The 18134-nt window shown below is 61.7% G+C and carries 20 protein-coding genes; 10 read left to right on the top strand and 10 right to left on the bottom strand.

Annotation, left to right across the window (positions count from 1 at the left end):
- Positions 1-77 precede the first annotated feature (77 nt).
- From ctaD to D8U71_RS23725, 3 genes are all read left to right on the top strand, one after another.
- Entirely contained in the window at positions 78-1664 is a 1587-nt protein-coding gene (gene ctaD, locus D8U71_RS23735; protein ID WP_016772327.1) for a cytochrome c oxidase subunit I, read from the top strand.
- Between the two features lie 261 nt (positions 1665-1925).
- A complete protein-coding gene (locus D8U71_RS23730; protein WP_071173968.1) occupies positions 1926-2477 on the top strand; it encodes a cytochrome c oxidase assembly protein in 552 nt (183 codons plus the stop codon).
- A gap of 25 nt (positions 2478-2502) precedes the next feature.
- The gene (locus tag D8U71_RS23725; RefSeq protein WP_016772329.1) at positions 2503-3390 is read left to right on the top strand and encodes a cytochrome c oxidase subunit 3; all 888 of its coding nucleotides are present in this window, start codon (positions 2503-2505) and stop codon (positions 3388-3390) included.
- A gap of 9 nt (positions 3391-3399) precedes the next feature.
- Here D8U71_RS23725 and D8U71_RS23720 read toward each other — a convergent pair whose 3' ends face one another.
- The gene (locus D8U71_RS23720; protein ID WP_016772330.1) at positions 3400-3603 is read right to left on the bottom strand and encodes a twin transmembrane helix small protein; all 204 of its coding nucleotides are present in this window, start codon (positions 3601-3603) and stop codon (positions 3400-3402) included.
- A 70-nt stretch (positions 3604-3673) separates the two neighbouring features.
- Here D8U71_RS23720 and D8U71_RS23715 point away from each other — a divergent pair, with 70 nt between their 5' ends.
- The 5 genes from D8U71_RS23715 to D8U71_RS23695 are packed head-to-tail and all read left to right on the top strand — an operon-like array spanning position 3674 to position 7582.
- Entirely contained in the window at positions 3674-4414 is a 741-nt protein-coding gene (locus D8U71_RS23715; protein ID WP_130888813.1) for an SURF1 family protein, read from the top strand.
- Entirely contained in the window at positions 4380-4973 is a 594-nt protein-coding gene (locus D8U71_RS23710) for a hypothetical protein (RefSeq protein WP_056791251.1), read from the top strand. The genes D8U71_RS23715 and D8U71_RS23710 overlap by 35 nt, the downstream gene beginning before the upstream one ends.
- A gap of 10 nt (positions 4974-4983) precedes the next feature.
- On the top strand, positions 4984-6063 hold the full coding sequence (locus D8U71_RS23705; RefSeq protein WP_125927302.1) for a COX15/CtaA family protein: 1080 nt from the start codon (positions 4984-4986) through the stop codon (positions 6061-6063).
- The gene (gene cyoE / locus D8U71_RS23700) at positions 6051-6950 is read left to right on the top strand and encodes a heme o synthase (RefSeq protein WP_125927303.1); all 900 of its coding nucleotides are present in this window, start codon (positions 6051-6053) and stop codon (positions 6948-6950) included. Before D8U71_RS23705 ends, cyoE begins: the two co-directional genes overlap by 13 nt.
- On the top strand, positions 6947-7582 hold the full coding sequence (locus tag D8U71_RS23695; protein ID WP_076564836.1) for an SCO family protein: 636 nt from the start codon (positions 6947-6949) through the stop codon (positions 7580-7582). Before cyoE ends, D8U71_RS23695 begins: the two co-directional genes overlap by 4 nt.
- 253 nt (positions 7583-7835) lie before the next feature.
- Here the strand turns inward: D8U71_RS23695 and D8U71_RS23690 are convergent, their stop codons facing one another.
- The 3 genes from D8U71_RS23690 to D8U71_RS23680 all read right to left on the bottom strand — a co-directional run bounded on the left by D8U71_RS23690 (position 7836) and on the right by D8U71_RS23680 (position 10394).
- The gene (locus D8U71_RS23690; RefSeq protein ID WP_130888812.1) at positions 7836-8606 is read right to left on the bottom strand and encodes a MetQ/NlpA family ABC transporter substrate-binding protein; all 771 of its coding nucleotides are present in this window, start codon (positions 8604-8606) and stop codon (positions 7836-7838) included.
- A 64-nt stretch (positions 8607-8670) separates the two neighbouring features.
- A complete protein-coding gene (locus tag D8U71_RS23685) occupies positions 8671-9381 on the bottom strand; it encodes a methionine ABC transporter permease (RefSeq protein ID WP_172834041.1) in 711 nt (236 codons plus the stop codon).
- A gap of 5 nt (positions 9382-9386) precedes the next feature.
- Positions 9387-10394, bottom strand: a complete 1008-nt coding sequence (locus D8U71_RS23680) for a methionine ABC transporter ATP-binding protein (RefSeq protein WP_073470783.1) — start codon at positions 10392-10394, stop codon at positions 9387-9389.
- A gap of 262 nt (positions 10395-10656) precedes the next feature.
- Here D8U71_RS23680 and katE point away from each other — a divergent pair, with 262 nt between their 5' ends.
- The gene (gene katE / locus D8U71_RS23675; protein ID WP_130888811.1) at positions 10657-12798 is read left to right on the top strand and encodes a catalase HPII; all 2142 of its coding nucleotides are present in this window, start codon (positions 10657-10659) and stop codon (positions 12796-12798) included.
- Between the two features lie 94 nt (positions 12799-12892).
- Here katE and D8U71_RS23670 read toward each other — a convergent pair whose 3' ends face one another.
- From D8U71_RS23670 to D8U71_RS23655, 4 genes are read right to left on the bottom strand one after another with little or no spacing between them, the layout of a single operon-like run.
- Positions 12893-13606 (bottom strand): PA5502 family lipoprotein, encoded by a 714-nt coding sequence (locus D8U71_RS23670; RefSeq protein WP_024014992.1) that lies wholly within the window; start codon positions 13604-13606, stop codon positions 12893-12895.
- Between the two features lie 37 nt (positions 13607-13643).
- The gene (gene znuB, locus D8U71_RS23665) at positions 13644-14432 is read right to left on the bottom strand and encodes a zinc ABC transporter permease subunit ZnuB (RefSeq protein WP_016772340.1); all 789 of its coding nucleotides are present in this window, start codon (positions 14430-14432) and stop codon (positions 13644-13646) included.
- Positions 14425-15210 carry a zinc ABC transporter ATP-binding protein ZnuC gene (gene znuC / locus D8U71_RS23660; protein ID WP_016772341.1) on the bottom strand — a complete coding sequence of 262 codons (786 nt, stop codon included), beginning with the start codon at positions 15208-15210 and terminating at the stop codon, positions 14425-14427. Before znuC ends, znuB begins: the two co-directional genes overlap by 8 nt.
- Entirely contained in the window at positions 15210-15692 is a 483-nt protein-coding gene (locus D8U71_RS23655; protein WP_016772342.1) for a Fur family transcriptional regulator, read from the bottom strand. Before D8U71_RS23655 ends, znuC begins: the two co-directional genes overlap by 1 nt.
- A 66-nt stretch (positions 15693-15758) precedes the next feature.
- On the opposite strand from D8U71_RS23655, the gene D8U71_RS23650 reads away from it, so the two are divergent.
- Positions 15759-16679, top strand: a complete 921-nt coding sequence (locus D8U71_RS23650; protein ID WP_130888810.1) for a zinc ABC transporter substrate-binding protein — start codon at positions 15759-15761, stop codon at positions 16677-16679.
- A 128-nt stretch (positions 16680-16807) separates the two neighbouring features.
- Here the strand turns inward: D8U71_RS23650 and D8U71_RS23640 are convergent, their stop codons facing one another.
- Positions 16808-17761, bottom strand: coding sequence for a homoserine kinase (locus tag D8U71_RS23640; protein ID WP_130888809.1), 954 nt, complete (start codon positions 17759-17761; stop codon positions 16808-16810).
- 53 nt (positions 17762-17814) lie between these two features.
- On the bottom strand, positions 17815-18105 hold the full coding sequence (locus D8U71_RS23635) for a DUF2782 domain-containing protein (protein WP_071173956.1): 291 nt from the start codon (positions 18103-18105) through the stop codon (positions 17815-17817).
- Positions 18106-18134 lie beyond the last annotated feature (29 nt).

Genomic DNA, 18134 nt, shown 5'->3' with positions numbered 1-18134 from the left:
TCAATTGCGTATTCAGTGAACCGGTCGGGGCAGCGCGCTCCGGCCCGCCCCGTCCACTTTCGTGAAGGAGACCGGCCATGAGCGCTGTCATCGATGACCACGGTCACGCCGACCACGCCCACGGCCCCGCCAAAGGCCTGATGCGCTGGGTGCTGACCACCAACCACAAGGACATCGGCACGCTGTACCTGTGGTTTGCCTTCTGCATGTTCCTGCTCGGCGGCTCGTTCGCCATGGTCATTCGCGCCGAGCTGTTCCAGCCCGGCCTGCAGATCGTGCAGCCGGAATTCTTCAACCAGATGACCACCATGCACGGTCTGGTCATGGTGTTCGGCGCGGTGATGCCGGCATTCGTCGGCCTCGCCAACTGGATGATTCCGCTGATGGTCGGCGCGCCGGACATGGCCCTGCCACGGATGAACAACTTCAGCTTCTGGCTGTTGCCGGCGGCGTTTCTGCTGCTGGTCTCGACGCTGTTCACCCCGGGTGGCGGGCCAAATTTCGGCTGGACCTTTTATGCGCCGCTGTCGACGACCTACGCGCCGGAAAGCGTGACGTTCTTCATCTTCGCCATCCACTTGATGGGCATCAGTTCGATCATGGGCGCGATCAACGTAGTCGCGACCATCCTCAACCTGCGCGCGCCCGGCATGACCCTGATGAAAATGCCACTGTTCGTCTGGACCTGGCTGATCACCGCGTTTCTGCTGATCGCAGTGATGCCGGTGCTGGCCGGCTGCGTGACGATGATGCTCATGGATATTCACTTCGGCACCAGTTTCTTCAGTGCTGCCGGCGGCGGTGACCCGGTGCTGTTCCAGCATGTGTTCTGGTTCTTCGGCCACCCCGAGGTGTACATCATGATCCTGCCGGCGTTCGGCGCGGTCAGCCAGATCATCCCGACCTTCGCGCGCAAGCCGCTGTTCGGCTACACCTCGATGGTCTACGCCACGGCGAGCATCGCGTTCCTGTCGTTCATTGTCTGGGCGCACCACATGTTCGTGGTCGGCATTCCGCTGGTGGGCGAATTGTTCTTCATGTACGCGACCATGCTGATCGCCGTGCCGACGGGTGTGAAAGTGTTCAACTGGGCGAGCACCATGTGGCAAGGCTCGATGACCTTCGAGACGCCGATGCTGTTTGCCGTGGCGTTCGTCATTCTGTTCTCGATCGGTGGTTTTTCCGGGCTGATGCTGGCGATCGCCCCGGCGGACTTCCAGTATCAGGACACCTACTTTGTCGTCGCGCACTTCCACTATGTGCTGGTGCCGGGGGCGATCTTCGGCATCTTCGCCTCGGCCTATTACTGGCTGCCGAAGTGGACCGGGCACATGTACGACGAAACCCTCGGCAAGCTGCACTTCTGGCTGTCGTTCGTCGGCATGAACCTGACCTTCTTCCCGATGCACTTCGTCGGTCTTGCGGGAATGCCGCGACGGATTCCGGACTACAACCTGCAGTTCGCCGATTTCAACATGGTCTCATCGATCGGCGCATTCATGTTCGGCGCCACGCAGATTTTCTTCCTGTTCATCGTCATCAAGACCATCCGTGGCGGCGCACCGGCCCCGGCGAAACCGTGGGACGGTGCCGAAGGGCTGGAGTGGAGCGTGCCGTCGCCGGCGCCGTATCACACCTTCACCACGCCGCCGGAAGTGAAATGAACACCTGCTGTTTTTTGCAATGTGTGCAGAGGCACAGATCCCCAGTGGATGCTCACAGATCTCCTGTGGATGTACACAGATCCCTTGTGGGGAGGGGATTTATCCCCGTTGGGCTGCGCAGCAGCCCCAAAACCTGCAATCGAAATTCAACAGGTAGACCGTGTGCGCTGGATTCAGGGCCGCTTCGCAGCCCAACGGGGATAAATCCCCTCACCACAAAGGTGTTGCCGGGCAAAGGTGATCACCGGGGAGGCATGAATCATGGCTGACTCGATCTCGCTGAAGAAACTCGTCACCCGCCTGCTGCTGGTGGTGGTGGCGATGTTCGTCTTCGGTTTCGCCTTGGTGCCGATCTACGACGTGATGTGCAAAGCCTTCGGCATCAACGGCAAGACCGGCAGCCAGTACTCAGGCGAGCAAGTGGTCGACACCTCCCGCCAGGTGCGCGTGCAGTTTCTCTCGACCAACACCGCCGACATGCCGTGGGACTTTTACCCGAAACACGACGAGCTGACCGCCAACCCCGGCGCGGTCAACGAAATGGTGTTCATCGCGCGCAATCCCACCGACAAACCGATGAGCGCGCAAGCGGTGCCGAGCATCGCGCCGAGCAACGCGGCGGCGTTTTTCCACAAGACCGAATGCTTTTGTTTTACCCAGCAGGTGCTGCAGCCCGGTGAACAGATCGAAATGCCGGTGCGTTTCATCGTTGACCGCGACATGCCCAAGGAAGTGAAGCACCTGACGCTGTCCTACACGCTGTTCGATATCACCGCCCGACATCCGCCGGTGGCTGTTAACACTGGCGGTTGAGCGTGGCCGATAAGGAGAACAATAAATGGCAACTCATGAGCATTATTACGTCCCGGCCCAGAGCAAATGGCCGATCATCGCCACGCTCGGGATGTTCGTCACCGTGTACGGCCTCGCCACCTGGTTCAACGATCTCAAGGCCGCACGCCCGGATTCCCACGGCCCACTGATCTTTTTCGTCGGTGGCCTGCTGCTGGCGTACATGCTGTTCGGCTGGTTCGGTGCGGTGATCAAGGAAAGTCGCGCGGGGCTGTACAGCCCACAGCTGGACCGCTCGTTCCGCTGGGGCATGAGCTGGTTCATCTTTTCCGAGGTGATGTTCTTCGTCGCCTTCTTCGGCGCACTGTTCTATATCCGCGTCGTGTCGGCACCGGGGCTGGCCGGCGAAGGCAGCAAGGGCCTGTCGGAAATGCTCTGGCCGAACTTCGAATACGTCTGGCCGTTGCTGAACAACCCAGACCCGAAACTGTTCCCACCGCCCAAGGATGTCATCAGCCCTTGGGGCCTGCCGCTGCTCAATACGATCCTGCTGGTCAGCTCCAGTGTGACCATCACCATCGCCCACCATGCGCTGAAGAAAGGCCATCGCGGCGCACTGAAACTGTGGCTGGCGATTACCGTACTGCTGGGCATCGCGTTCCTCGGCTTCCAGGCCGAGGAATACATTCACGCCTACCAAGAGCTGGGGCTGACCCTCGGCTCGGGCATCTACGGCGCGACGTTCTTCATGCTTACCGGCTTCCACGGCGCCCACGTGACCATCGGCACGATCATCCTGTTCGTGATGCTGATGCGCATCATGAAAGGCCATTTCGACAACGAGCACCAGTTCGGTTTCGAAGCGGCGAGCTGGTATTGGCACTTCGTCGACGTGGTCTGGATCGGCTTGTTCTTCTTCGTTTACGTCCTCTGACTGCTGGCGCTACCAGGGCGCATGGGACACCAACTGGCCGCTGTAGAAACCCCAGGCCATCAGGCCGACGGTGACCACGGCCAGTGCCACCCGAACACTCAAGGCGATGACCAGCCGATTGGAGCTGCTGTCGTCCTTGACCAGGAAAAACAGGCCGCTGAACAGGCTGACGACCGTGGCAATCAGCATCAGGACGATCGCTGCTTTGAACATGGCAAGACTCCGGGGGACAGGCGATGCACTTGAGTATAGCGATCGCGATGACTGACTTTATGGCGCGCCCATGAAGCGCTTTCGCCCGGGCGTGATTCCTACTGTCGTGGTGGCGCTGTTGCTGCCGCTGATGGTTGCACTGGGCTTCTGGCAACTGGGCCGGGGGGCGGAGAAAACCGCGCTGCTGGCCAGTTATGCCGAACGTCGCGTGGCCGAACCGCTGGCCAGCAGTGAACTGCTCGCCAGCGCCGACCCGGCTTACCGCCGCGTGCGCCTGCACGGCCAGTTCGACCCCGCCCACACCCTGTTGCTGGACAACCGCCAGCGTGGCGGCAAGGTCGGCGTCGAATTGCTGCAACCGTTTCAGGACCAACGCAGCGGCCTCTGGCTGCTGGTCAATCGCGGCTGGCTGCCATGGCCCGATCGGCGCGTGCCGCCGCAATTCACGACACCGGCCGAGGCGCTGACGCTCGACGCCTGGGTCTATGTCGCCCCCGGCGCAACGTTCCAGTTGCACGCCGATCCGGTCAGCCATGTCTGGCCGCAAACCATTACCGCCGTCGAGCCGGGCAAATTGTGGCAAACCCTGGAGCGCGACGGCTTCGCCTACGAATTACGCGCCGAACCCGGCCCGGCCAGCTACCAGACCGATTGGCCGATAGTCGCGATGGGCCCGGAAAAACACCTCGGCTACGCCGTGCAATGGTTCGCCATGGCCACGGCGTTGCTCGGGCTCTACCTCTATTTGGGCTGGCACAACGCAAAGGAGAAACGCCATGGGAAGCGCCATGAATCCACCCAGCATGTCTGAGGCCAAACCCGTTCCGAGCCGCCGGCGCGGGCGCATTCAATTGTTGCTGATCGTGCTTGGCGTGGTCGGGCCGATGCTGCTCGCCACCGGCATGTACAAATTGCAGTTCTGGGTGCCGGAAGGACGCAGCTACCACGGCGAGCTGATCGGCAACGGCCAGACCCGCGCCGACCTCGGCGTGCAGGCCGATGAGCAGCGCTGGCAGATTCTGGTCACGGCGCCGAAGGATTGTGCCGTCGATTGCCAGCAACTGGTTTATCTGGCGCGGCAGATCCAGATCAGCCTCGGCCGCGAAGCCGGGCGCGCCAGCCACGCCCTCGCCGCCGCGCAACCACTGAGCGCTGATTACGCCGCAAAACTCGACCGTGAATATCCGCAGTTGCAGCGCTATCCGCTGGATGCCGGGGTGTTCGCCAGGACCACCGGCGATAAAGCTGTGCCGCAGCTGTGGATCGTCGACCCGCACGGCAATCTGGTGCTGCGTTACGAGCCGAATGTGAAGGGCAAGGATCTGCTTAACGACCTGCGGCATCTGCTGAAACTGTCGAACATCGGATGAGGGCATCGTCATGGCCAAACCTGGATTTCGCCTCGCGCTGTTTGCCACCCTGCTGGCGCTGATTGTCGTGCTGCTCGGCGCCTACACCCGCCTGACCCACGCCGGCCTCGGCTGCCCGGACTGGCCAGGCTGCTACGGCTTTATCAGCGTGCCGAAAAGCGAGGCGCAACTGGCCCATGCCGAACTGCATTTCCCTGACGCGCCAGTGGAGGCGCACAAGGGCTGGAACGAGATGATTCACCGCTACTTCGCCGGCACCCTCGGCTTGCTGATTTCAGTTTTGGCCGGGCGCGCCTGGGTCAACCGGCGCCATCCGGGCCAGCCGGTGAAACTGCCGCTGTTTCTGCTGGCGGTGGTCATCGCCCAAGCGGCGTTCGGTATGTGGACGGTGACGCTCAAGCTTTGGCCGCAAGTGGTCACCGGGCATTTGCTCGGCGGCTTTGCCACGTTGAGTCTGCTGTTCCTGCTGACGCTGAGGTTGTCCGGCGTGCTGCCGGCGCTGACCGTACCCAAGCGCCTGCAATACTGGGCGACGGCGGGGCTGCTGCTGGTGATCGGCCAGATCGCCTTGGGCGGCTGGGTCAGTTCCAACTACGCAGCGGTGGCCTGCATCGACTTCCCCACCTGCCACGGCCAATGGCTGCCGCCGGCGGACTTCGCCAACGGTTTCCACCTGACCCAGCACATCGGCCCGAATTATCTCGGCGGACAACTCGATAGCGATGCGCGCACGGCGATTCATCTGACCCACCGCATCGGCGCTCTGCTGGTGACGGTCGTGCTGCTCGGTCTGGCGTGGCAGTTGAAAGCGGTAGGCATGACCCGATTGGCCGGATTGCTGCTGATCGCCCTTGCCGCGCAGATCACCCTCGGCATCAGCAACGTACTGTTTCATCTACCGCTGCCAGTGGCCGTCGCCCATAACGCTGGCGGTGCGGCGCTGTTGCTGACTCTGGTGCTGGTCAACTATCACGCGCGCACCAGCCTGTTGCGGGTGAACCAACCGGTGCTGGCGCGCTGGCGCTTGAGTGCGCACAAACCTGTCGTCGCGCCCATCGCATTGAAAGGAGAAACGCCATGGCGAGTCTGATCGGCGAGCGTGCAGCGCAAGCGCTGTGGCGCGATTATCTGGAGCTGACCAAACCGAAAGTCGTGGTGCTGATGCTGATCACCTCGCTGGTCGGCATGTTCCTCGCTACCCGCGCCGGCGTGCCGTGGACAGTGCTGGTGTTTGGCAATCTGGGCATTGCCTTGTGCGCCGGCGGTGCGGCGGCGGTCAATCATGTGGTCGATCGGCGCATTGATGCGGTAATGGCGCGCACGCACAAACGGCCGCTGGCCGAAGGCCGGGTTTCACCTGTGGCGGCGCTGACCTTCGCCCTGGTGCTGGCATTGCTCGGCCAGGCGCTGCTGCTGACCTTCACCAATCAGCTGACCGCTTGGCTGACTCTCGCCTCGCTGCTCGGTTACGCGGTGGTCTACACCGGTTTCCTCAAACGCGCGACGCCGCAGAACATCGTCATCGGCGGCCTCGCCGGTGCCGCGCCACCGCTGCTGGGCTGGACTGCCGCCACCGGCCATGTCAGCGCCGAACCGCTGTTGCTGGTGCTGATCATCTTCGCTTGGACCCCGCCGCACTTCTGGGCACTGGCGATTCATCGCAAGGAGGAATACGCCAAGGCCGACATTCCGATGCTGCCGGTGACCCATGGCGAGCACTACACCAAAGTGCACATTCTGCTGTACACCTTTGCGTTGCTGGCAGTGAGCCTCTTGCCCTACGTGATTCACATGAGCGGCGTGCTGTATCTGGTCTGTGCGCTGGCGTTGGGCGCGAGGTTTCTGCAATGGGCCGTGGTGCTGTACCGTGGCACTCGGCCGCACGCGGCGATCAACACCTTCAAGTACTCTATTTATTACTTGTTCCTGTTGTTCATCGCCCTGCTCGTAGACCACTACTTACTGTTGAACCTATGACCCGAACCCAGAAAACCGTCTTCATCCTCGTCGCCGTGATCGCGCTGATCCTCGGGCTTACCGTGAATAAAGTGCTGAACGGCAAAGGCCAGGGCGACCCGACTGCGCTGATCGACGCCGGGATCATCCTGCTGCCGCAGAGCCGCAACCTGCCGGACGTGACCATGACCGATCAGGACGGCAAACCGGTTGCCATCGATGAGCTGAAAGGCAAGTGGAGTCTGTTGTTCTTCGGCTACACCTTCTGCCCGGACATCTGCCCGACCACCCTGGCGCAACTGCGGCAGATCAAGAGTGAATTGCCGAAAGAGGCTGTGGATAAATTGCAGATCGTGCTGGTCAGCGTTGACCCCAACCGCGACACGCCGAAGCAGTTGAAGCAGTACCTGGGCTATTTCGATCCGCAGTTCATAGGCCTGACGCCTTCATCTATCGAGGAACTGCAGAAGGTGGCGAACGCGGTGAGCATTCCGTTCATTCCCGCCGATACCAGCAAGCCGAATTACACCGTGGATCACAGCGGCAATCTCGCCGTGATCGGCCCGGACGGCACGCAGCGCGGGTTTATTCGCGCGCCGTTGAACAATGCCAAGCTGGTGGCGCAGTTGCCGGCGATGCTTGAGCGCAAGTGACAGTTCTAAAGCTAAAAAGCCCCTCACCCTAACCCTCTCCCAGAGGGAGAGGGGACTGACCGAGGTGTTTATTCGAATTGCGCCGACCTGCAATTGTGAGTCGATCTCAGGCTCGAAAAGCTTGAAGGTCGGCCCCCTCTCCCTCGGGAGAGGGCTGGGGTGAGGGGAAGCTTCAAGGCAGGTCGCAAGCCAGGCACCAGACACAAAAAAGGGGACGCCATTGGCGTCCCCTTTTTCATTGCAGCAACCTGAATCAGAACGCCGGCAACACCGCGCCTTTGTACTTCTCGGTAATGAACTGCTTCACTTCCGGGCTGTGCAGCGCAGCAGCCAGTTTCTTCATCGCGTCGCTGTCCTTGTTGTCCGCGCGGGACACGAGGATGTTCACGTACGGCGAGTCGTTGCCTTCGATCACCAGCGCATCCTTGGACGGATCAAGCTTGGCTTCCAGCGCGTAGTTGGTGTTGATCAGCGCCAGATCAACCTGAGTCAGCACGCGCGGGATGGTCGCGGCTTCCAGCTCACGGATCTTCAGGTCTTTCGGATTCTCGGCGATGTCTTTGACGGTCGACAGGATGTTTTTTGAATCCTTGAGCTTGATCACGCCAGCCTTGTCCAGCAGCAACAGCGCACGGCCGCCGTTGGTGGCGTCGTTCGGGATCACCACGTTGGCACCACCCGGCAGGCCTTTCAGATCCTTGAGCTTGCTCGAATAAGCGCCCAGTGGCTCCAGATGCACACCGGTCACGGCTACAAGATCAGTGCCCTTGGCCTTGTTGAATTCATCAAGATACGGCTGGTGCTGGAAGAAATTCGCGTCCAGACGCTTTTCCGCGACCTGTACGTTCGGCTGAATGTAGTCGGTGAAGACCTTGACCTTCAGATCCACGCCTTCCTTGGCCAGGGCCGGTTTGACGAATTCGAGGATTTCCGCGTGCGGCACCGGGGTGGCGGCAACGGTCAGGGTCTCGGCGTGGGCCGAAAACGCCGCAACAGCGGCGAAAGCAGCGATCAGTTTTTTCATTCAGCTAACTCCTTGTGAGGGCGCCCGCCAGCGAATGGCCCGCGCCTCTTGATTAAAAAACCGCTTATTTGCGCGAGAAATGCACGACCAGACGGTCGCCAACCATTTGCAGCACTTGCACCAGAATCAACAGCAGCACCACGGTGACGATCATCACGTCAGTCTGGAAACGCTGGTAGCCGAAACGGATCGCCAGGTCGCCCAGACCACCGGCGCCGACCACACCGGCCATCGCCGTGTAGGACACCAGTGTAATCGCTGTCACCGTAATCGCTGCGAAGATGCCCGGACGGGCTTCCGGCAGCAAGGCGTTCATGATGATCTGCCGCGTGGTCGCGCCCATCGACTGGGTCGCTTCGATGATGCCGCGATCAACTTCGCGCAGCGCGGTTTCCACCAGACGCGCGAAGAACGGCGTGGCGCCCACCACCAGGGGCGGGATCGCCCCGGCCACACCCAGCGAGGTGCCGGTGATCAGCACGGTGAACGGGATCATCACGATCAGCAGAATGATGAACGGCAGCGAACGCAAGATGTTCACCATAACCGACAGGACTGCATAGAGACCCCGGTTCTCCAGCAACTGACGCGGGCTGCAGAGAAACAGCAGCACGCCCAGCGGCAGGCCGAGCAGCACGGTGAACAGCAGCGAACCGCCGAGCATCAGCATGGTGTCGTTGGTGGCGAGGCCGATTTCAAGCCAGTCGATGTTCTGAAAGAACAGTTTGATGGCTTCTATCGCGGCGTCGTATTGCTTGATTGCAGCGTCAAACATTTCCATTAGCGCAACACCTCCATGTGAACGTCAGCGGCGGTGAAGCGGGCAAACGCCGCTTCCATGTCGCCACCGGTGACAGCGAGGGTCAGTTGCCCGTACGGAATGTCTTTGATGCGGTCGATGCGACCGGCGAGGATGCTGTAGTCGACGCCGGTTTCCCGGGCGACGGTGCCGAGCAACGGCGCGTAGGTCGCTTCGCCCTGGAAGGTCAGACGCACGATACGCCCCGGCACGTGGGCGAAATCGTCACGCTGCTCGCTCTCGTCGATCTGCTCGCTTTCCTGGACGAAACGCTTGGTGGTCGGGTGCTGCGGATGCAGGAACACATCGGCCACCGGACCCTGCTCGACGATCACGCCAGCGTCCATCACCGCGACCTGATCGCAGACGCGACGGATCACGTCCATCTCGTGGGTGATCAGGACGATGGTCAGTTTCAGTTCGCGGTTGATTTCGGCCAGCAGTTGCAGGACCGATGCCGTGGTCTGCGGGTCGAGGGCGCTGGTGGCCTCGTCGCACAGCAGAATTTTCGGCTTGGTCGCCAGCGCACGGGCGATGCCGACGCGTTGCTTCTGACCGCCGGACAATTGCGCTGGGTACTTTTTCGCGTGGTCGGACAGACCGACCCGCGCCAGCAACTCGGCCACGCGATGGTTGATTTCGCTGCTCGACAACTCACCGGCCAGGGTCAGCGGCAAGGCGACGTTATCGGCGACAGTCTTGGAGGCGAGCAGGTTGAAGTGCTGGAAGATCATCCCGACCTGCTGGCGGAAACGGCGCAGGCCGTTGGCGTCCAGTGCAGTGACTTCTTCGCCGTCGACGATGATCTTGCCGCCACTGGAATCTTCCAGGCGATTGATCAGCCGCAGCAGGGTACTTTTGCCCGCACCGGAATGGCCAATCAGGCCGAACACCTGGCCGTTCTCGATGGCGAGACTGGTCGGGTGCAGCGCGGGAATATCCTTACCGGCGACGCGGTAAGTCTTGTGGACGTTTTGAAACTCGATCACGTAGCGAACCTTGTGGGGCGCGTTGGAAAAGGATCAGCGGTTAGCCGGGCGCGCATTTTAGCCTGTCCGTATAGAGGTTCTTAGCATTTATTTCGCAATTAACCTTCAATTTGGCAATAACGCGATCAAAGGTCAGATAAACGGAACGGCTGAAACGCTCATCAGTCACTAAGTAAGCGACTTGAAACCCTGGGTGCCGTGCCCGGGAATCACTCAAGGGTCTGCGGAAGGCATCCGGGGCCAAACGAGGAGTTTACGTCTGATGAGCATCAAAAAGCCTGCACCCGATAAAAGCGAGATGGCCGGAACCGACACCCCGGATCGCGCCAACACCAACGCCAAACTCGACAGCCTGGAAGAATTCCGTTCCGACGCCACCGGTCAGGCACTGCGCACCAATCAGGGCGTGAAGATCGCCGACAACCAGAACACCCTCAAAGCCGGGCCGCGCGGGCCTTCGCTGCTGGAAGATTTCATCATGCGTGAAAAGATCACGCACTTTGACCATGAGCGCATTCCGGAGCGCATCGTCCATGCGCGTGGTACCGGCGCCCACGGTTTCTTTCAGACCTACGAGAACCATGCAGCGCTGACCAAGGCCGGCTTCCTGCAGGATCCGGGCAAGAAAACCCCAGTGTTCGTGCGCTTTTCCACGGTGCAGGGGCCACGGGGTTCCGGCGATACCGTGCGTGACGTCCGCGGCTTTGCGGTGAAATTCTTTACCGATGAAGGCAACTTCGACCTGGTCGGCAACAACATGCCGGTGTTCTTCATTCAGGACGCGATCAAGTTCCCGGACTTCGTCCACGCGGTGAAACCCGAGCCGCACAACGAAATTCCCACCGGCGGCTCGGCTCACGATACGTTCTGGGACTTCGTCTCGCTGGTGCCGGAATCGGCGCACATGGTCATCTGGGCGATGTCCGACCGGGCCATCCCGAAAAGCCTGCGCAGCATGCAGGGCTTCGGTGTGCACACCTTCCGCCTGATCAACGCCGAGGGCAAATCACGCTTCGTCAAATTCCACTGGCGCCCTACCGCCGGCACCTGCTCGCTGGTGTGGGACGAGGCGCAGAAGCTCGCCGGTAAAGACACCGACTACCATCGTCGCGACCTGTGGGAAGCGATCGAAATGGGCGACTACCCGGAATGGGAGCTGGGCGTGCAGATCGTCGAAGAAGAGAACGAACACGACTTCGACTTCGACATCCTCGACCCGACCAAGATCATCCCCGAGGAAATCGTTCCGATTACGCCGCTGGGCAAAATGACCCTGAACCGCAACCCGGACAACTTCTTCGCCGAAACCGAGCAGGTCGCCTTCTGCCCTGGCCACATCGTGCCGGGAATCGATTTCTCCAACGACCCGCTGCTGCAAGGTCGACTGTTCTCCTACACCGACACGCAGATCAGCCGACTCGGCGGGCCGAACTTCCATGAGCTGCCGATCAACCGTCCGGTGGCGCCGTTCCACAACGGCCAGCGTGACGCGCAGCACCGCACCACCATCGATAAGGGTCGTGCCTCGTACGAGCCGAACTCGATCGACGGCGGCTGGCCAAAAGAAACCCCGCCAGCGGCACAGGACGGTGGTTTCGAGAGCTACCCGGAGCGCATCGACGCAGCGAAGATCCGTCAACGCAGCGAGTCGTTCAGCGATCACTTCTCTCAGGCCCGCTTGTTCTTCAACAGCATGAGCGACCACGAGAAAGAGCACATCATCGCTGCCTACAGCTTCGAGCTGGGCAAGGTCGAACGTGAGTTCATCCGTGCCCGTGAAGTGAACGAGATCCTTGCCAATATCGACCTGACCCTGGCCAAACGCGTGGCGGAAAACCTCGGCTTGCCGGCGCCAGCCAAAGGCACGGTCGAAGTGCGCAAGACCTCGCTGGAGCAGTCGCCAGCGCTGAGCCAAGCCAACCTGCTACCCGGCAATATCAAGGCGCGCAAGGTGGCAATCCTTGCTGCCAATGGTGTTGACGCTGCGGCCATCGATGCGATGAAGAAAGCGCTGGAAGCCGAAGGCGCCCACGCGAAACTGCTCGGCCCGACCTCGGCGCCAGTGAAGACCGCTGACGGCAAGGCATTGCCGGTGGATGCGTCGATGGAAGGCATGCCTTCAATTGCGTTCGATGCGGTGTTCGTACCGGGTGGCGCGGCGTCGATTACCGCGTTGAGCGGCGACGGCGTGGCGCTGCATTATCTGCTGGAGGCCTACAAGCACCTGAAGGCGATCGCGCTGCACGGCGAGGCCAAGCAATTGCAGGACTTGCTGAAGCTCGACGCGGATGCGGGGCTGTTGCAGGGCGCGGATGTGGGTGCGTTGACCAAACCGTTCTTCGCCGCGATTGGCGAGCATCGGGTCTGGGCGCGGGAGCCTAAGGCCAAGGCGATTCCGGCTTAAGATCTTTATTGGCTGAGCGGACGCTTTCGCGAGCAGGCTCGCTCCCACAGGTACGCTGTTGCACCTGTGGGAGCGAGCCTGCTCGCGAAGCTTTTTATGGCTTGCGCGGGCTTAAAACCATCTGCGCCGGCACTGTGCGCAGGATCTGCTTGTCGATCTGCAAATCAAAATCTGGATCGAGCTTCTTGACTCGCTTGCTCAGCAAGGTCGCCAGCCAGGGATAATCCGCGGTGCGCGGCGCCTGAATGCTGACAGCGCATTCGTAATTCACTACATCGGCGGCGATCGCATCGAGCTGTCGTTGCAGCTTGTGAATATCACCGATGTTCAACGCAACTGTGGTGCTCTCGGCGGTCGGGTCGATGACCTTGGCTTTCGGCCTGGCTTCGGCAGCCAGCAGTGCGGCCTCAGCCTTTTCCAGCTCGGCCTTGCGCGCTTCGGTGATCGCGCCGTTGACGCCGCCGGTCAGCGCCGGCGCCTTGGGCATCAGAGCACGGGCGCGGCTGAGCGCGGTGGCGGCAGCGTTGACATCGCCTTTCTGCAGAACGATCTGGCTGCGGCGCAGGTACGCTTCGGCCAGCTGCCGCTGGTACTGCTCAAGGGACTGATCGTTGGGGGTCGCGGCCTGCAACGCGGCCAACTGGTCTTCGGCGGTGGCCAGTTCGCTGCTGGCCAGGCTTTGCTCCAGCTGTGCGATGGCCGTAGCCCGCGCATCCGGGACTTCAGCCACCGGCGGCGTGCTTTGGCAGGCGCCCAGCAGCACGGAAAATGCGACAAGGAGCAGATAACGGGAGGCGAACGGCTTCATTCCTGCGACTCTCTAATTGCGCAAAAAGCGGCCAAGTCTACACCCCACGACGGGGCAGAACAAAACTCAACAGAAACAGCGCGGCTGCCGTCACCACGATCGACGGCCCCGCCGGGGTGTCCTTGAACCACGACAATGCCAGCCCGCCGCACACCGCGAGCATGCCCAGCAGGCTCGCGCCCAGCGCCATCTGCTCCGGCGAACGGGCGTGACGCTGTGCCGCAGCCGCCGGGATGATCAGCAGCGAAGTGATCAGCAGCACCCCGACGATTTTCATCGCCACCGCTATCACCACCGCGATCAACAGCATCAGCGCCAAGCGCAAACCCGCCACCGGCAGGCCTTCGACCCGCGCCAATTCTTCGTGCACGGTGACCGCCAGCAGCGGCCGCCACAGCGTCACCAGCAACACCAGCACCGCCGCGGTGCCGCCGAGAATCCACGCCAGGTCGCTCGGACTGATTGCCAGCAAGTCGCCAAACAGATAGGCCATCAGGTCGATCCGCACTTCATGCATGAAGCTTAGTACCACCAGGCCGAGAGAGAGCGTGCTTGGCGCAAGAATTCCCAACAGCGTGTCGGACGCCAGTGGCTGGCGCTGTTGCAACGTCACCAAGAGAACCGCCAGCAGCAGGCAGCCGACCGTCACCGCCACCGTCGGGCTGACGTCCAGCAAAAAGCCCAGCGCCACGCCGAGCAGTGCGGCGTGGGACAGCGTATCGCCGAAATAGGCCATGCGCCGCCACACCACAAACGAGCCGAGCGGTCCGGCCACCAGCGCCAGGGCCAGACCTGCAAGCAGGGCATACAAAAGAAAATCAGCCATGCTTGCAGCCGTCTCCATGAACATGAGGTTGCCCGCCGAGCGGGCCTTTGACCACCGAACCGTGCAGGTCGTGGGCGTGGTCGTGATGGTGGTGATAGATCGCCAGACTCGGCGCGTTCTTGCCGAACAGCTCGACGAATGCCGGATCGCCGCTGACCTGCTCGGGGTGCCCGGAGCAGCAGACGTGGCGGTTGAGGCAGACCACCTGATCGGTGGTGCTCATCACCAGATGCAAATCGTGCGACACCATCAGCACGCCGCAACCGTGGCGGTCGCGCAGCCGGGTGATCAGGCTGTACAGCTCGGCCTGCCCGGCCACGTCGACGCCCTGCACCGGCTCATCGAGCACCAGCAGCTCAGGCTCACGCAGCAGTGCCCGAGCCAGCAGCACGCGCTGCATTTCGCCGCCGGAAACGCTCTGCACCGGGCTGTCGATCACGTGTTCGGCGCCGACCTCCTTCAATGCGGCCAGGGCACGCGAACGATCGACGCCAGGCACCAGGCGCAGGAAGCGCAGCACTGACAGCGGCAGGGTCGGGTCGACATGCAGCTTCTGCGGCATGTAGCCGACGCGCAGCTTCGCTTTGCGCCAGACGCTGCCACTGTTCGGCTTCAACAGCCCGAGCACGGCGCGTACCAGCGTGGTCTTGCCGGCACCGTTGGGGCCGATCAGGGTGACGATCTGCCCCGGCTCGACGCTCAGCTCGATGTTGTCCAGCACGGTCTGCCCGGCAAACGTGACGGCGACCTGCTCCAGACGGATCAGCGCGTTGCTCATCAGGCCCCCTGGCAACCGGCGCACAGACCAACCACTTCGACGGTCTGCGCTTCGACGATGAAACCCACGTCTCTGGCGCTGCTGATGATCGCGTCGCTGATTACTTTTTGTTCAAGTTCGATCGCGGCGTGGCACTCGCGGCAGATCAGGAACTGGCCCTGATGCGCGTGTTCAGGATGCACGCAGCCAACGAAGGCGTTGAGCGACGAGATGCGATGGACCAGGCCGTTTTCCAGCAGGAAATCCAGTGCGCGGTACACCGTAGGCGGCGCGGCGCGGCGGCCGTCCTGCTCGCTGAGCACCGCAAGGATGTCGTAGGCACCCAGTGGCTTGTGACTCTGCCAGACCAGTTCCAGCACACGGCGGCGCAGGGCGGTCAGACGCAAACCTTTCTGCGCGCACAAGGTATCGGCCTCGGACAAAGCGCTGTGCACGCAATGGGAGTGGTCGTGGGGACGGCTGGCAATCGGGGTAATAGGCATGAGCGGCGACGAGATTTGCTGGAGACGTTATTATGTTACCCGTTCTCGCTTCCTTGAGTGGTCATCGTGTCCCGACTTTTTTCTGTTTTTGTGGCTTTTGTTGCCAGTTTTCTGCTGATCGGTACGGCTCAGGCCGAGGTCAAAGTGCTCACCAGCATCAAACCGTTGCAGTTGATTGCCGCTGCCGTGCAGGACGGCGTGGCGATTCCCGAGGTGCTGCTGCCACCGGGTGCCTCGCCGCACAATTACGCCCTGCGCCCGTCCGACGTACGGAAGGTGCAGTCGGTCGATCTGCTCTACTGGATCGGCCCGGACATGGAAGGTTTCCTGCCGCGCGTGCTCGGCGGTCGCAGCCTGCCGAGCGTCGCGGTGCAGGATCTGCCAGGCCTCAACCTGAGGCATTTCGGCGCGGACAACCATTCCCATGCCGAAGAAGCCGACGAGCATGATCACGATCATCGCCCCGGCTCGCTGGATGCACATTTGTGGCTGTCACCGGTCAATGCGCGGGTGATCGCCGACAAAATGGCTGCCGACCTCAGCGCCGCCGACCCGGCCAATGCCCAGCGTTATCAGAGCAATGCCAAAGCCTTCGATGCACGTCTGGATGCGCTGGATCAGCGTTTGAAGAAGCGCCTGGCCAATGTCGAAGGCAAGCCGTACTTCGTCTTCCACGAAGCCTTCGATTATTTCGAAGACGCTTATGGGCTGAAGCACGCCGGGGTGTTCGCGGTGGCCGCCGAAGTACAACCCGGCGCCCAGCACGTCGCGGCGATGCGCAAGCGTTTGCAGGAAGTGGGCAAGACCTGTGTGTTCAGCGAACCGCCATTGCGTCCGCGCCTGGCGGAAACACTGGTGGCTGGCCTGCCGGTGAAGCTGGCGGAACTGGATGCGTTGGGCGGGTACACCCCGGCGACGGCTCAGGGCTATGAGCAGGTGTTGGAAAAGTTGGGCAATGATTTGGCGGGATGCCTGGAATCGTTGTAACAACACAAACCCTGTGGGAGCGAGCCTGCTCGCGAAAGCGGTGGGTCAGTCAGCAAGAATGCTGAACGGGCCGCCGCCTTCGCGAGCAGGCTCGCTTCCACAGGTTCATGTTTGCTTGGCGAATCTACTCAGAGGGCGAAAGGCAACGGTGTGCTGACCTTCTGCCGCTGCGCCAGGCGCTGCTCGAATTCCTGCGGATCGTGAATCAACACATCCTGCCCGGCGAACTGCTCGGCGGCGATCAAGCGTGACAGCCAGAACCGCACACAGGCCACACGCAACATCGTTGGCCAGAGCTCAGCCTCCGCCGCCGTGAACGGCCGCAGCGCCGCATAGGCACCGAGAAACGCACGCGCACGCGGGCCATCGATCACGCCCTCGTCGTCCGAACACCAGTCATTCAAGGCAATTGCCACGTCGTACAGCATCGGCCCCGAGCAGGCGTTGTAGAAGTCGATCAGCCCGGTCAGATGGGTGCCTTCGAACATGGCGTTGTCGCGGAACAAATCGGCGTGGATGTTGGCGCGAGGTAGCGCGAGGATCTTGTCTTTGCGCTCGGTGATCTCATCCAGCGCCTTTTGCAGCAAGGCACGCGGCTCATCGCTCAGGTGCGAGAGAAATTCAGTGCCCTCCTCCAGCATCCAGTCCAGACCGCGATCGGTCTTGCGCTTGATCATTCGTTCGCCCTGAGTCGCCAGGTGCAGATGCGCCTGCAACTCGCCGACCTGGGCGCAATGCTGGGCGTTGGCGACTTTGATGTGCTTGCCGGACAGGCGCGGTTGCAGCAGCGCCGGTTTGCCTTTGAGCTCACGCAGGGCCAAGCCGTCGGTGGTGCGCAGGGCGTAAGGCACCGGCAGTTCGGCTTCGTGCAGCACGTCGAGCAGGTCGATGAAGAACGGCATCTCCTGCACCGGGCCGCGCTCGACCAGGGTCAGGACAAACTCGCCCTGCTCCAGACTGATGAAGAAATTGGTGTTTTCGCTGCCGGCGGCGATCCCCTGGAAATCAAGCAGACGGCCGAGCCCGTAAGGGGCGAGAAAGGTTTCCAGCTCGGGCCGAGCCAGGGGAGTGAACACAGACATGTCTTAACTGCCAGTACGGGCGCCGCAACGGCGGCGCCGAGTGAATTAAAAACCTACTTCCATTCGAAGATCTTCCATGACGGGATCAGCATATCCGGCTGATCCGAACGGATGAAATTGGCATCCGTCCCGTCGGCGCGCACCAGAAAGTAAGGCGGCGCGCCCTTTGGCGTGACTTTGATCGCATAGAGGAAACCGTTCTGGCGGTACTCCTCAATGGTCTTGTCGCCCTCCGTGCGTATGGTGACCTCGGGGTCGCCGCCCGGCGCATCATCCGCCGCGATCGCGGCCAGTGGTGAGACAGCGATCAACCCGACCAGCAGCAAGCGATTTAACGTACGCATGATAACCTTGTCCCTTTGTCGTCAACGGT

Origin of the sequence: Pseudomonas sp. Sample_21 (assembly GCF_004307525.1) — a bacterium.
Taxonomy (GTDB): Bacteria; Pseudomonadota; Gammaproteobacteria; order Pseudomonadales; family Pseudomonadaceae; genus Aquipseudomonas; species Aquipseudomonas atacamensis.
The sequence above is the reverse complement of the archived record's forward strand: the minus strand, read 5'-3'. Positions and strand labels throughout refer to the sequence as shown.

Excerpts from the sequence above, each read along its gene's own strand:
- D8U71_RS23695 (WP_076564836.1), top strand. The coding sequence starts at position 6,947 with ATGACCCGAACCCAGAAAACCGTCTTCATCCTCGTCGCCGTGATCGCG.
- D8U71_RS23685 (WP_172834041.1), bottom strand. The coding sequence starts at position 9,381 with ATGTTTGACGCTGCAATCAAGCAATACGACGCCGCGATAGAAGCCATC.
- D8U71_RS23640 (WP_130888809.1), bottom strand. The coding sequence starts at position 17,761 with ATGTCTGTGTTCACTCCCCTGGCTCGGCCCGAGCTGGAAACCTTTCTC.
- D8U71_RS23720 (WP_016772330.1), bottom strand. The coding sequence starts at position 3,603 with ATGTTCAAAGCAGCGATCGTCCTGATGCTGATTGCCACGGTCGTCAGC.
- D8U71_RS23730 (WP_071173968.1), top strand. The coding sequence starts at position 1,926 with ATGGCTGACTCGATCTCGCTGAAGAAACTCGTCACCCGCCTGCTGCTG.
- ctaD (WP_016772327.1), top strand. The coding sequence starts at position 78 with ATGAGCGCTGTCATCGATGACCACGGTCACGCCGACCACGCCCACGGC.
- D8U71_RS23715 (WP_130888813.1), top strand. The coding sequence starts at position 3,674 with ATGAAGCGCTTTCGCCCGGGCGTGATTCCTACTGTCGTGGTGGCGCTG.
- D8U71_RS23635 (WP_071173956.1), bottom strand. The coding sequence starts at position 18,105 with ATGCGTACGTTAAATCGCTTGCTGCTGGTCGGGTTGATCGCTGTCTCA.
- D8U71_RS23725 (WP_016772329.1), top strand. The coding sequence starts at position 2,503 with ATGGCAACTCATGAGCATTATTACGTCCCGGCCCAGAGCAAATGGCCG.
- katE (WP_130888811.1), top strand. The coding sequence starts at position 10,657 with ATGAGCATCAAAAAGCCTGCACCCGATAAAAGCGAGATGGCCGGAACC.
- D8U71_RS23690 (WP_130888812.1), bottom strand. The coding sequence starts at position 8,606 with ATGAAAAAACTGATCGCTGCTTTCGCCGCTGTTGCGGCGTTTTCGGCC.
- cyoE (WP_125927303.1), top strand. The coding sequence starts at position 6,051 with ATGGCGAGTCTGATCGGCGAGCGTGCAGCGCAAGCGCTGTGGCGCGAT.
- D8U71_RS23705 (WP_125927302.1), top strand. The coding sequence starts at position 4,984 with ATGGCCAAACCTGGATTTCGCCTCGCGCTGTTTGCCACCCTGCTGGCG.
- D8U71_RS23670 (WP_024014992.1), bottom strand. The coding sequence starts at position 13,606 with ATGAAGCCGTTCGCCTCCCGTTATCTGCTCCTTGTCGCATTTTCCGTG.
- D8U71_RS23710 (WP_056791251.1), top strand. The coding sequence starts at position 4,380 with ATGGGAAGCGCCATGAATCCACCCAGCATGTCTGAGGCCAAACCCGTT.
- D8U71_RS23655 (WP_016772342.1), bottom strand. The coding sequence starts at position 15,692 with ATGCCTATTACCCCGATTGCCAGCCGTCCCCACGACCACTCCCATTGC.
- znuB (WP_016772340.1), bottom strand. The coding sequence starts at position 14,432 with ATGGCTGATTTTCTTTTGTATGCCCTGCTTGCAGGTCTGGCCCTGGCG.
- znuC (WP_016772341.1), bottom strand. The coding sequence starts at position 15,210 with ATGAGCAACGCGCTGATCCGTCTGGAGCAGGTCGCCGTCACGTTTGCC.